This window comes from Paenibacillus macerans, from assembly GCF_900454495.1.
Taxonomy (GTDB): Bacteria; Bacillota; Bacilli; order Paenibacillales; family Paenibacillaceae; genus Fontibacillus; species Fontibacillus macerans.
On the sequence record NZ_UGSI01000002.1, the window covers coordinates 747,091 to 761,390 of the forward strand.

At 46.1% G+C, this 14,300-nt stretch carries 6 protein-coding genes; all 6 read left to right on the forward strand.

What is annotated here, in order from left to right:
- Positions 1 to 66 precede the first annotated feature (66 nt).
- The 6 genes from DYE26_RS26455 (at position 67) to DYE26_RS26480 (ending at position 14,260) form a co-directional block, all read left to right on the forward strand.
- Positions 67 to 1,188 (forward strand): glycosyltransferase family 4 protein, encoded by a 1,122-nt coding sequence (locus tag DYE26_RS26455; protein WP_036627422.1) that lies wholly within the window; start codon positions 67 to 69, stop codon positions 1,186 to 1,188.
- A 638-nt stretch (positions 1,189 to 1,826) separates the two neighbouring features.
- Positions 1,827 to 2,102: a hypothetical protein gene (locus tag DYE26_RS26460; protein ID WP_051985218.1), complete on the forward strand. Its 276-nt coding sequence runs from the start codon at positions 1,827 to 1,829 to the stop codon at positions 2,100 to 2,102.
- Positions 2,103 to 2,477: 375 nt separating this feature from the next.
- On the forward strand, positions 2,478 to 6,422 hold the full coding sequence (locus tag DYE26_RS26465) for an S-layer homology domain-containing protein (RefSeq protein WP_036619272.1): 3,945 nt from the start codon (positions 2,478 to 2,480) through the stop codon (positions 6,420 to 6,422).
- A gap of 412 nt (positions 6,423 to 6,834) precedes the next feature.
- Positions 6,835 to 9,969, forward strand: a complete 3,135-nt coding sequence (locus tag DYE26_RS26470) for an efflux RND transporter permease subunit (RefSeq protein ID WP_036619274.1) — start codon at positions 6,835 to 6,837, stop codon at positions 9,967 to 9,969.
- Positions 9,970 to 10,003: 34 nt separating this feature from the next.
- Complete coding sequence (locus DYE26_RS26475) at positions 10,004 to 11,362, forward strand: efflux RND transporter periplasmic adaptor subunit (RefSeq protein WP_036619276.1); 1,359 nt, start codon at positions 10,004 to 10,006, stop codon at positions 11,360 to 11,362.
- A 468-nt stretch (positions 11,363 to 11,830) separates the two neighbouring features.
- Positions 11,831 to 14,260, forward strand: coding sequence for a copper amine oxidase N-terminal domain-containing protein (locus tag DYE26_RS26480; RefSeq protein WP_036619278.1), 2,430 nt, complete (start codon positions 11,831 to 11,833; stop codon positions 14,258 to 14,260).
- Positions 14,261 to 14,300 lie beyond the last annotated feature (40 nt).

Consider the following 14,300-nt stretch of genomic DNA (forward strand, 5'->3'; position numbering starts at 1 on the left):
TGGTGTTTCTCTCTAAACGGAGTATAATTCATTCCGGCAGAACAATTGGAGGTCGAATACTTAATGTTGTGGATGATTTATATCATCGGATTCATTGTTTCGCTCGGCTTGGCACTGGGATTAACGCCGCTCGTCAAAAAGTTCGCTTTTGCCGTCGGCGCCGTGGACGTGCCAAACGCCCGAAAAGTTCATACGCGAATTATGCCGAGACTCGGCGGATTGGGTATTTTCGCTTCGTTTATTATTGCGATGCTTCTGCTTTTCCCGTTTATTCCGGAGATTTTTACGCTTCGTGAAGTGAACTTCATCAAGGCCTTTCTGGTCGGCGGTTCGATTACCGTGCTGCTGGGAGCTTTGGACGACCGCTTCGATTTACCGGCCAAGCTGAAATTTCTCGTGCAAATCGCGACGGCCTGCATCGTTGTGTTCGGTTTCGATATCCGGATTGAATTTGCAAATATTCCGTTTCATTCTTATGCTGCCGTGGAAACCTGGATCGCGATTCCGTTCACCATCCTGTGGATCGTGGGCGTGACGAATGCGATCAACCTGATCGACGGATTGGACGGCTTGGCGGCAGGCGTATCCGCGATTGCCATCGGCACGATCGCCGTCATGGCCTTTGTTATGGGCAATGTTATGGTTGCGCTTTTATGCTTGCTGCTGCTCGGCAGTATTCTGGGATTCCTGTATTTTAACTTTCACCCTGCCAAAATCTTTATGGGCGATTCGGGCGCACTGTTCCTTGGCTTTTGCCTGGCGCTCCTGTCGCTGCTGGGCTTCAAGCAGGTGGCGATTGTATCTTTCCTAACACCGCTCATTCTGATTGGCGTGCCGCTTTCGGATACGATGTTCGCGATCGTGCGCCGCTGGATGCAGAAGAAGCCGATCTTCTCCCCGGACAAGGGACATCTGCACCATTGCCTGCGCGAGTTGGGCTTCAGCCACCGCCAGACGGTGCTGATTATCTACGGCATCGCCGCGTTTTTCGGCGTACTGGCGGTCATCCAGTCTTCGGCGGCGATGTATAACGCCAACTGGGTTACCTTCGTCGTCATCTGCGTCATGGTATTTTTCCTGCAAATCGGCGCCGAAATCATCGGCCTGATCGGCAAAACGAAACGCCCGGTGCTCGACTTCTTCGCGCGCCTGCGCATGAAGGTCGGGGAAGAACGGGGATCGAAGTAGTCTGAAAAAAGAAAAGACAAGCCTTGATGCAACAAATGTTGTTGCGGCAAGGCTTTTTTAATTGCAGAAATTATTTGGTGAGTCCGTCGCACCAGGAAATGAATGATTTAGTTGTAAAATGCACAATTCTTTATCGGCGATTGAAGCCAAGCGCTTGCTTAAATGCAAAACCCGCAATTAAAATCGGCATTTTCGAAGGACTGGCGTAGAAGTTTGGGGGGAGTTGTAGGAAATGCAATTAAAACTGGCTAACCCGCTTCGTTGTTGAAATCTAATTGCAGGTTTTGCAGCTGACTGTCCGGGTCCAATTCAAAGAGCAAGGCTTCTCTATGGGATCAACTGCAAAAAGACATTCTACTTTCCATAAGTGGCCGTTTTGGGGCGAGTGAAATGCAATATATCTGTATGTGGTATTTTGGTAGAAAATTTTTTCTTGGCGACAACAAACGCGATACTTCGACACACTAACTGGGATAAGCTTATTATGTAATATAAACCATATTATGGAGGTATTACTGTATATGAAAAAGTTAAAGCCAATGTTGCTGGTAATGATCGCTGCTTTTCTGATGTTTTCGTTTTCATCAAACGCCTTCGCCGGAAGCAAGTAGGTCTATGTAACTAAAGCTGAAGATGATATGCTTGTAAGGAGTGAGAAGCTGTATATTGATAATGAAGAAGTTGAATTATCCATTGATATGATGGCAGCCGGAGAAGCTAGTGTCTATTTATTGTTTGAAGATGCAGAGACTGAGGATACAATATTAATGAGCCAGCTAATTTTAAGGCCAGAAATGAAAAGCCTGAATATTAGGAGCCATCATAAAAATCCTCGCCCTGGCTATTACTACATCCAAATTTCAGGAGATAATAACGCTTTTGTCATAGCACAGGTTAGGACAGCATTTCGTTAAGAAGATAAAAATCTCGCTAACCTTAATTGGGTTGGCGGGATTTTTTTAATTATTCTCTTATTCTTGTAGCATAATCCATACGAAAGGATGATTTAACCATATAGTACAACAATAACTCAAAAGGCACTATCAGCATTTTAGCTGGAAGAGCCTTTTTTGTAGATTTAACAAAACTGAGGGAGCCGATATTCAAAATCATAGATTGTAGTTTCTGCTTTCCTCCTAGGAGAAGTGGCGGACGGAATACCTGATCTAATTCTGTCTTGGGGTTAAATTTTTAGTTCCTGCGGCCGATATAAAGTTTATGTGGCTGGATTTCGTCGCTCATCGGGTGACAGAAGGGCAGATTATGCGAAAACCAAAGGGGGATTTGAGTTGAAGAAAGTAATGTCCTTATTGATGACAGCGTTGCTGATGATTGGTCTGTTCCCGGCCGGTTTGACCAATACCGCACATGCTGCATCGGGGAGTTTTTTCGTGTTTCCGAACGAAAGCTATGATGTGGGCTCTGCCAGAGTCGTAAACAAGGACGAGGTGAATCTTGTCGGCTCCATTAGTAATGTCAATGGCAACATCTCATATAGCGTTTATCAAATCGCTGAGAACAAGTCCGGAAAATGGGAAGTTGTCGACTCCAATGTAGGGCAAACCGGAGGCATTACGGTTGACGGCTATGATATTAAAGTTACGGACTTGCAGCTATACCCCGGGATGAACAAAATTACGTTCAAAGGAACGAATGGTTCTAAATCGGTCGAAGAGTCCATCTATATCGAGTTTCGCAACGGACCAACGCTTTCCAATTTGAAAGCAAGTCTGAGCGGAGAAACCGTTGACTTAAGCGAGGACTCCACGGCTGTAGTAACCGCATCCCCAAGATCAAAGGATTATGGGAAGAGCTCGGCTGAAGTTATCATTAGCGGGGTGGCCAAAAATGCTACGTCCGTCACGGTAACTGTAGACGGGAAGAGCTGGTCCTATAAAGTATCCAGTTATAACGATTACAAATTTACGGCTTCATCAATTAAGGTGAATGAAGGCAAAAACCTGATCACGATCAAAGCGACCAACGGCGACCAGTCGGTTGAAACGACACGAGAGCTTGCGTTTAATAACGGTCGTGCTACGTTTTACGATACTTATCTGACGGCCGGAGGTTCGAAATCTCCGGACCTGGCAACGGCCCCGGATTTTAACGTTGCTCCAGGCAATGCAGGATCCATTGACCTCAACGGGAAAGCCATCGTTCCAATTACGGGCGGTACATTTACGGTAGACTATACATTTTCCGGCGGAGCTACAGGGACAGGGAGCGTCAATGCTACGGTTGATTCGACGGATACCAGCAGCGGGTTTACGGTAATCAGCTATTCCATTGATGCCCCGGCAACCATTGCCTACGATCAAACGGTCAAAGTCGAACTGAAAGTTATGAACTCCAGCGGTACAGGGAATCCGGTCGGGGAATTTACGGCTTATTTTACGTTGCGCGACAGCTTGCAACCCTTTATTTATCAAGTAAACTACCTTGATGGCTATAACAGCAATACAACTGCCGACCAGGCTCTGAACTTGACGGGTACGTTGACAAGCGAAACCAGTTTTACCGATATTTATGCATTGCCTGCCGGTTTTGAAGTGCTGGTAGTTAACGGAGATAATTCCACCGATGTTGGTCTGGACAAGATCACAGATTCCAAGGGGAATGATCTGGATATCAGCGGCGTGAAACCGGAAGTGGTGAACCGTAAGTTGTCGACACAGTCGATTAATGGGGTCCAGACGGATGTGATGCGAATTATCGTTAAATTCGATAAACTTCCTTCCGACGGTACCCAGTACATTACCTTGTCCGTCGGCGGCAGCAAAAAGACGGTTGCGGCCAGCGTGCTGTATGGTCCTTATGTTCAATTCGACAAGCTCTACGAAGGGCAGCAAATCTCGGTCGATACGACGTCGGTTGACAGCATGACGAACAATATTTTGGATGCGGTCGGTGATTTTTCGGGTACTTTGTTCAATATTCCTGATTCCGGTACTATTAAATACAGCGGCTCCACCCGTACGGTCTATTTGTATATCAATAATACATTGGTTGATCTGGAGGAGAACGGGGCACCCAATAAATTTAAATTAGCCAGCGGGGATAAGAAAACGGCGACTAATGCGATCAGCACGGGGAACAACGTCATCAAGCTGGTTTATAAATCCGGCAATAGCTCTTACACCAAAAGCGTGAAAATTAATGTGGCGCAAACCAATGTACCGGATATCCCGGTTAATGACACTTTGGGGGTCATTCCGTTTACCACTGGCAACGCCTATGAGATTCCGGCGGCTGCCGACCCTGCTTTCAAACAAAACGGCTCCACGTTCTCTACGAAGGAGTCGGAAATTAAAATTTACGGCACCTTTGATTTTCTGGATTTAGGTATTAGCAATAGTGCGGTAAATGCTGCGCTGGAGGATTTGGACAATCCTGAGGATTACATTTTGAACATTAAATCCTCCGAGGACAGCGCCAGTTCCGATGGCATTACCTGGACCCTGGACAACGAACTTTATTCCGAAGATACAGGTAAAGTTTACGAGAAGAGCACAGGGAAGAGTGTAAATGACCTTCGCGTTTACTATAATGAAAAAGGTCAATATTTCAGCTTCGTATTAATTAATCAGGAACTGCCTAAGGACGGTTCTCCTGTCGTTTACAATTTCACGGTCACCAGCAATGGAGCTACTTCGACCTATCGTATTGAAGTTTTATACGAACGCACCGTGTTTAACGTCATTCGGCCATTGCCGGAGAAACGCATTTTGAATCAAAATTTTGTGGAGGTTGTCGTTGCCTCGGAAACTGCCGATAGCGTGACGATTGACAAAAAAGAAGCGGAGCAGGTTGCTTACGATGCCGATTTGGATGGTAAAAGTGATTATCCGCGTGCCTTCCGGACCGTTGTCACTGGCTTGAAGGCGAATAAGGATACGAAAATCAACATTGTCGTCAAGGAAGGAAACGACGAGTTGAAGGAGACCGTCACGGTCAAATATGTACCTACCAATATTCCAGGCGGTCAATTCATGGCTGCAATGGCAAGCTCGCATAAAGTGTTTGACGGAGCTTTGTCGCTGAAATTTACAAAAGGCACCAGTTTGATTCGCCGGGATTATGATCTTCCCGAGCAATTGAAGAACCAGGTGTTCTCCGGCCATACGATTCGTTTTGCCATCGGCAACAACGAAGACGGCGTCGTGGACCGCCATGAATTTGAGGTTAATTATGCCGACTATAACTACTTGGTAGATACGGGACGGCAATATTTTATTAGTAATTTCCCGGATCGTTTTGCCAAGGCCAGCCCGGTGTTCTGGATTGATGCCGGTATTGCGGACGATATCACTACAGCGGGATATGACCCGATCACCGAAGGGGCGGATCCGTATCAGTTTGATTTTTCGAAGATTCCAAGCTTCTTTAAACGGGACCCGGAAAATGAGCTGGTTCCGTCAAAACGCGGCGAATTGACGTTGGCTTACGATGCGTCGATGGCTCAGGATGCCGGCCGGCTCGTGACCGTGTTCCATTTTGATCCGGAAAACAAAGAATGGGAGAACATCGGCGGGGTTGTAGACGCCAAAAAGCATACCATTAAAGTTCCGTTTGACCGATTTGGCTATTATGTGGTCGCCAAGTTAAGCTCTACTTACACGGACATTATCGATCACGCCTATGGACGGGAGTTTATTGAGACTGTTTTTGCTAAAGGGGTTATGAATCCGATAGATCCGTCTACGCAATTTGGTGTAGATAAGAAAATCTCGCGTGCCGAATTTGTTCGCATGATTACCAAAGCCCAACAGCTTCCTTTAAATTACAGCGGCCAGCAGCACTTTGGGGACGTGCCCAAAAGCGCAGTGATTGACCTGGACGCCTTATGGGATTACCGCTTCATAGAAACTGCGGCAAGGGCAGGCTATATTAAGGGGGCGCAGCCTGGTGCCTTCAATCCGGACAGTCTTATTACACGTCAGGATGCTGCGGTCATCATTGCAAAGGCGTTGAACCTGAAACTTGACACTGACCGTGCGAAGATCGAAAAAGGACTTCAAAAGTATTTCAAGGATTATTCAACGATTGATTATTACGCCCAGGCTTCCGTCCTGGCCATCGCGAAAAAAGGATTTATTACCGGTTCGCCGATAGATTCGAAAGATCCATCAAAAGGTTATAATTTTAATCCTGAAGCATCCACGCTTCGCGGGGACGCTGCAATTATTATTTCCAAAGTAATGATTGACCAGAAGAAACTGCCTAAGATGTAATCATGTTTCTTTAATGCAAAAAAGTGCGAGTGTAGAGAAATGGCTCTGCGCCCGCACTTTTTTTGACATTAGGCGGTTGTCTTATCGCAAGTCCTAACCTTACCTAGACTCTAGACTAGGCTTCTTTTGAACTAAGGTACATGTACGAAAGTACGATTTAAAGGGAGGGGTTAGGCTTTATAATAATGAAAAAGGAGGGGGCGAATTGGAATTTTATTCGTGCTTGGAAAATTTGACTGCTGAATATGCAGGATGCATAATGATTAATGAAAATCTTGAGCTTGATGGCCTATTTCTCAACAGGGAGGAGCAGTACCGGAAAGTAGAATGCAAATGCAACCTAAGGAATACGTAGCCGTAGTAAAATCAGGAGCCCGAAAAATAGATTAAAGAAATAAGTGGGGGTGGAGAAATGTCCCAGTTTTCAATACGCCGTCCCGTAACCGTCTTTATGCTGGTTGTGGTTTTGTTGATCGGGGGCGTTATTTTTGGGTCAAAGCTGCCGGTAGAACAGATGCCGGAGCTAAAGTTTCCTGTTTTGGTCGTTGCCACAAGCATTCCAGGGGCGACACCGTCTGAAGTCGAGGAGTTGGTGACCAAGCCAATTGAAAAAAACCTTGCTTCAGTACAGAACATAGATACGATTAGTTCTCAATCGCAGGAAGGAGCGTCCATGGTCCAGATAATGTTCAACTGGGGGACAGATCTGGACCAGGCTAGTTTGGATATCCGGGATAAGTTGGACGCAGTCAGGGGCGCTTTGCCTGATTCGGCCAATTCTCCCAGACTAATGAAGTTTGATATAAATTCAACTCCTATTATCAATCTTGCGTTCACCGGAGATCGGGATGTCAATTCCCTAAAGCCGATCGCGGAAGACATTGTTCAGCCCAAGCTTGAAAGAATTGCGGGTGTGGCATCCGTAAGCGTGGCAGGCGGACAAGACAGATTGATTCGCGTGAATTTGGATCCCGCCAAACTCGAAAGCTATGGGATCACCCTGGATCAAGTAAGTCAAGCGCTGGCCGCCAATAACCAATCCGGTTCTGCCGGTGCTGTGAGAAAGGGCGGCTCGGAAATTCAAATACGTGTTGATGGCGAATATCGGGCCGTTTCGGAAATAGGAGAAATTCCGGTTGCAGCGGGATCGGGGACCATTAAACTTAAGGAAATAGCAACAGTAGAGGATTCCTACGCTGATGTAACCTCCATTTCTACATACAATGGACAACCGAGCATCAATATTGGGGTTACCAAAGCATCCGGCGGCAACACCTTGCAGATCGCGAATGCCGTAAAGGAAAGACTGGATTCGATCCGGCAGGAACTGCCGGAAGGAACTAAGCTGGAGCTTGTAACGGATGCCTCCGAGCCGATCCATGACTCGGTTGACCTGTTAGTAGAGCACGCTATTCTTGGCCTTGTTATCGCATCCGCCATTCTCTTGTTGTTCCTGAACAGCGTCCGCTCAACCATCATTGCGGCTGTTGTCATTCCAATTTCGTTTGTGGCCACTTTCTTAATGATGTACTTCACAGGCCAGACGATCAATATTATTTCGCTCGCCGGCTTGCTCCTGGGCCTGGGTTCGTTTGTAGACTTCGCGGTCGTTATTATCGAGAATATTTTCAGGCAGCGGCACGAGGGGAAAAGCATGCTGCAGGGTGCAATTGATGGTTCCAAGCAGGTCGGCAATGCCGTAATGGCATCAGCGCTTGCGCAGATCGTTGTTTTTTTGCCGATTGTATTCACGGAAGGGATCGCCGGCGAGTTGTTTAAGCCGCTCGCATTAACGGTTATTTTCTCTCATATCGCAGCATTGCTCGTTTCCCTGTTGATCGTTCCGATGCTCAGTTCACGCTGGTTGCCAAAGCTTCCGGACGAGTCGGTGTATACGTCGGGTAACTATCGGGGCTTCAATCCGATCGTATGGTTCAATATCGGGTTCGAAAAGTTCAAAAACGGCTACGGCAAGACGCTGGAATGGAGCATCCATCACAGAAAAAGTGTTCTCATTTTAACGATTATTTTGTTTATAGGTGCAGGCGCCCTGACTCCATTGATTAAGTCGGAATTTATTCCGGCTCAAGATATGGGACAGTTCAATGTGTCGGTGAAATTACCGGATGGAACCAAGCTGGAGGAAACCAACAAAGTTGTTCAGCAAATTGAGAAAGAAATCATGAGCATCCCTGAATTGGATAAAATGTCGGCAAGTGTAGGTTCGTCTGGAGGGTTCAGCTTTGGTAGTCCGACGAACGCAGCTACATTGGATGTGACGCTGGTTGATGAACGTTCACGTTCAACGGATCAAATCGTTGCCCAGCTCCGGAAAAAAATCACCAATATTCCGGATGCGAAAGTAACCCTTACGGCGGGTGAAAGTTTCGCTGCAGGTGCAGCTGTTCAAATCAACCTCAGAGGCGACGATATGGAGGTGCTGCGGGAGCTTTCCGATCAGCTTGTCAAAGGCGTAAGCGATATTCCTGGAGCGGTTAACGTTAAGAGTTCACTAGACGACGCTCGCGAGGAATTCCAAGTCATCGTTAACCGCCAGTTGGCTGCAGAGTATGGGCTGTCTACATCACAGATATTGTCTGCAGTGCGTACTTCATTTAATGGGTCGGTTGCTACGACCTACCGCACTGGAGACGATGAAATTGATGTTAAGATTTCCATGCCTGAGCAGTTCAAGGAAGATGCTTCTTATCTTGAAACTTTGCGGATTACCACGCCGCGGGGTATTGATGTACCGTTATCTTCAGTTGCGAGCCTGAAGCGAGCCGAGGTTCCTGTCACCATTACCCGTGAAAATCAGACTCGCCAAATTCAGATTACGGCTGGCGTTGAAGGCAAAGATCTACTCAGTGTTAACCAGGATGTGGCCAAACTGCTGAAGCGTATGTCGATGCCTGATGGCTATACCGTGGATACCGGCGGCGGGCAAGAGGAACAAATGATGGAATCATTTACGAGTCTTGCTATTGCGCTTCTGTTGTCCGTAGTCCTGATTTACATGGTTATGGCCGGACAGTTCGAATCTATGTTTACACCATTTGTCATTATGTTCTCGATTCCGCCAACGTTTATAGGCGTTGTTCTGGGATTGGTTTTGACAGGGACTGCCTTGAGTATCATGGCCTTTGTCGGGTATATCATGCTGGCCGGACTTGTTGTTAACAATGCGATTGTCCTGATTGACTTTGTTATTCAGCTCCGTAAAGAGGGGATGGAAAGGGATAAGGCCATACTGCTTGCGGGATCTGAACGGCTGCGGCCAATTCTGATGACGATGTTCGCGACGGTTCTTGCCTTGGTGCCGATGGTTGTTTCTAGTGACCCGGCAAATGAATCTATGGCGCCTATGGCCGTTGTCGTTGTGTTTGGTCTTGCTTTCGGGTCCATCATTACGTTGATTCTGATCCCTGTCGTATATATTTTGCTCGATAATATCACGGTTAGACGCAATAACCGCAAGCTTAAACGCCAGCAGAAAAGGGAAGCGAAGAAACAGGCGAAACTTGAGCAAGGCAGTTTGCAGCTCTAATAGATAAAGCGGGACATAGTGAGGTGGGAAAACCATGAATAAAAAAAGTGCAGTAATATTGTTGTCGGCCTTGGCTTTATCGGTGGCGTTAGCCGGCTGCTCAGGAGGTCAGCCTCCTGCAGCGGCTCCGGCGGAGCAGGAAGTACAGGCCGTGTCTGTCGAAGTAGGGAAGGTAACCAAGGGCAATATTGAAGCTGAAGCGGGCGTTGTCGGTACGCTGGCCCCCAACAAAACCGTTCAGGTGGCTCCGAAGATCAATGGCACAATTGCAAGCATCAATTTGAAAATCGGGCAGACCGTCACCAAGGGGCAAGTTTTGTTTACGCTGGATCAAAAGACTATTCGCGACAGCATCAAGCAATCCGAGGAATCTTATAATGTTGCGCTTGCTAACCTGAAGCAAGCGCAGAGCAGTACGGAGCAATCGATTCAGCAGGCGGAATCCGGCGTTGATCAGGCTAAAGCCGCCCTTGATCAGCAGCAAAGCTCTATAGATACGGCGAAGAACACAATTAAGGATGCAGAGACCTCCTTGAAGGACGCGCAAAACGCCCTGAACCGTACACAGCAGCTATTTGCGGCAGGAGCTGTATCTCAGACGGAGCTGGAGCAGGCACAAACGACAGTAAGGCAGGCCCAAACCAGGCTGGACAATGCAAAGCTGACGTTGAGCAACGCTCAAACTTCTTTAGAAAACGCGCAAACGTCATACCAAAACGCCGTGAAATCACTTGAATTAGCCCGTAAAGGGGCCGGTATTGATGTGGCTAAGGCCAATGTTGAACAGTTGCGCTCCGCTCTTGAGACAGCTCGCAGCCAATTGGATGACGCTACCGTTAAGGCTCCAATGTCCGGCACGCTTTCGGCTGTCAACGGCAATGTTGGACAGATTGTCGGTCCTCAGTCGCCTGTTGTCACGATTGCTAATACCAATCCGATTCTGGTGAAAGTAAATTTGTCCGAGTCTGAAATGATGAAGGTTAAAGTCGGTTCCTCCGTGACAGTAGGCATTCCTTCCGTCGATAAGAGAATTAACGCCAAGGTTACGGCGATCAACTCTGTCATGGATCAGGATCTGAAAGCTTATCCGGTTGAAATCTCTATAGAGAATTCTGCTAATACACTTAAGGCAGGCATGGTAGCCAACGTGTATATCCAATCCGGGGCCGCGGAAGGGCTGCTCGTTCCGCAAGCCGCTGTTAGTGAAAAAGCTGGTGTAAAGTACGTCTATATCATCGAAGGAAGTGTAGCAAAACAAGTGAAGATTCAAACAGGAGAAGAGAGCGCCGAGCAGGTGGAAGTGACCGAAGGGCTCTCAGAGGGGCAACAAATCGTTGTTAAGGGTGCAGCCATGCTTACTGACGGCGCGCAGGTTACCATTATAAATCAGTAATAATGGCTCCTTGTTTGGCATATCTTTGTATGTCATTACTTATTCCGGGCAGAATGATGCGTTTTAGAACCCCTATCCGTATCATTCTGCACCTCCTTAATTATGTAGATATTAGGAGATGCAGGAAATAATTGCTGGATGACGCTAGATAAGCCTTTAGAGTATAATTATAACTGCAAGAAGGGTGAATACATACTTTTTAAAAAAAACAAAAACTTTTTTAAAAGTATCGCAACTTTTCGAACTCCAAAACGTCTAATTGTGTGAGTATGATACAGATGATTACAATTTCAAAAGACAAAATATGATAAAAAATCTTTACGGCGTTGTAATCACATTGTATAATACTGGAGTAAGTTGTGAGTTTTTCGCCTGCTACATTATTTTGGTTTCAAGCTTCTGTGATATTGTCACAGATATCATTTTATAAGAGTTGCATCCATACTCGGAAAGGAGGTGTAACGACTGATGAGTGACACGACTCGACACAAAGAAAATAATACTGTAATTGATGAAGTTCAAGGAGGAGAAAAAAAGGTTATGACAAAGTTTAACAAGAAAATTATTAACGTGCTTGCTACAGCAACATTGGTTGCCGGTGTAGCGGCGCCTGTAACAGCAATTGTTGCTCCATCCGCTGTTGAAGCTGCCAGCAGTGGTGACATTACGGTTCTGAGCACGCCGAGCGTAGTTAATAATGGTACTGCACAACGCGTTGGCAGCATCAAATTTGAGATTCCTAAGTTCTCTACCCTTCGTACTGGCGATCAGCTTATTATTAGATTGCCATTTGATTTGGATAAAGCTACCGTTACTAAATCTGTTTATACCATTGAGGGACGCAGCTTTGTTGCATTTAGCGGTTTGAACAAGCCTGAATATAAGGAATTTGTAAATACCTTGAAATTGGCTAATGACGCAAACGGTCTTACAAATGCTGATTTTGAATTAGATCCGGAAGTTTCCGATGCAAGTACAATTGCAATTAAATACGTTGGTGAAAATGGCAAGGTTCTTTCGGATGACCCAGCAGTTTTCACGCTGGTTCTCGGTGGTTTGATCATTGACAGCAATGACGAAGCTAAGGTTGAATTCTATGCTCCAGGAAGCAGTCCTTTCCCGGCTGGTTCCAAAATTGTTGCTACAGTTGCTAAAAACAAAAACAATCTTAACGTGTCTTTTGGCAGCTTGGATACATCGAATGAGAGATTTGATCCTAAGATCGTCATCGAGGAACCGTATGCTGGTGCATTGGATTTAAACACCGAATTAAGAATTAAACTGCCTAATGGATATGTTTGGGTCGACAATAAAAAAGCGATGAAACGTATGTACGGTGATTTTAACCCTGAGTGGCTTAATATCACACAAGAGAAAGACGATCAAGAACTGGTTATTACGGTTAAAACTGATGCTACTACGAAAGCAGCGGTGGAAGCACGTAATAAAAGTGCCAATAAAGTTGAGACCAAAATTGAAATTCCTTACGACTTCAGAGTTGATGATTCCACAAAAGTCAAGAAAGGCGATATCATTGCTCGCCTGAGCGGCAGAACCTCCGCTAACATTTCTGAAGCCAAAATTGGTACTTATGGTGAATATGAATCCACGCTGAAGGCTGAAGATGCACCTACTTTGGTTTCCGGCCAAGATGAACAGAGAATTGCCGATTTCCATATTACTGAGACTGTTGGTGACAGTATCGTAACTGGCTCGAACGGACGTTATCTTGAACTGACGCTGCCGGAAGGTGCTAGATGGCAGGATGAGTATGAATGGGATATTGCTGGTAAGGATAGATCTAAAAAACCAAATCCCCTTCCTACTATAACAGACGAAGGTTTGACATTGACGTTTGAAGGATTTACAGGAAATAACAATCGTACAGCCAAGTACTTGGTAAACCCGCGTCCTCAAAATGATACAGATGCAGCGACGCTTGACTTCGAAGACCTTGAAGTAGCTTTGGCTCCTGACTTCACCGGCGATTTGAAAATTTCGGTTGGCGGTTCCGCAGGAGTTAAAGGGGACGTTGTAGTAGCTAAGGTTGTTGCTCCGGTTACTGCGCAAGTAGCATCGGCTCCTGATGTCATTATCGGTGCACGCGAACAAAAGGCTGGTGATTTCACGATCACTGAAGGTAAAGCCGGCGCTTTGGTGGACGATGGCGAAGTTCGTTTGGTTCTGCCGGATGGCGTTAAATTTGCAAGCACACCAACGGTTAAAGTATCTGGCGGGGACCTGATTATCAACAATGTTAGAAGATCGAGCGATGACAGAACTGTGATCTTCGACGTTGAGGGCGAAAGCGATACGGCTAGCACGATTTCGGTATCGAATGTTAGCGTTATTCTTGACCGTACTGTTCCGGAAGGAAAAGTTGAACTGTCCGTTGAAGGTGATGCTGTATCCGAAACTCAAAAGTATTCGAATTGGAAAGATAACAAAGCGGTAGCAAAAGCAATTATCGCTAAAGTTTCTACTCCGGCACCGGTTGAAGACTCCAAAGGTAATACTGTATCTATTTTCAAAATCGGTAGCACGAGCTACACTGTAAATGGTGCAACTTATACAGCCGACGTTGCTCCTTACATCGAGAACGGACGCACTTTCCTGCCTGTTCGTTACGTAGCCGATGCTCTGGGTGTTGCTCCGCAAAACATTAAGTTTGATAAGAAGACTTCCACAGTCACGCTGTTGAAAGGTGACCGTATCGTACAAATCAAACTGAAAACTAACATCCTGACGGTTAACGGTGCAGTAATTAACATGGACGTTAAGGCAATCACTAAGAACAACCGTACTGTTCTGCCAATCAGCTGGGTAGGTCAAGCTTTGGGAGCAGATATCAAATGGGACAAAGATACTAACACAGTTACGGTAACACAAGTAAAATAAGAACCGTTATCGCTGGTTCTAACGTCTTATGAATAATGAA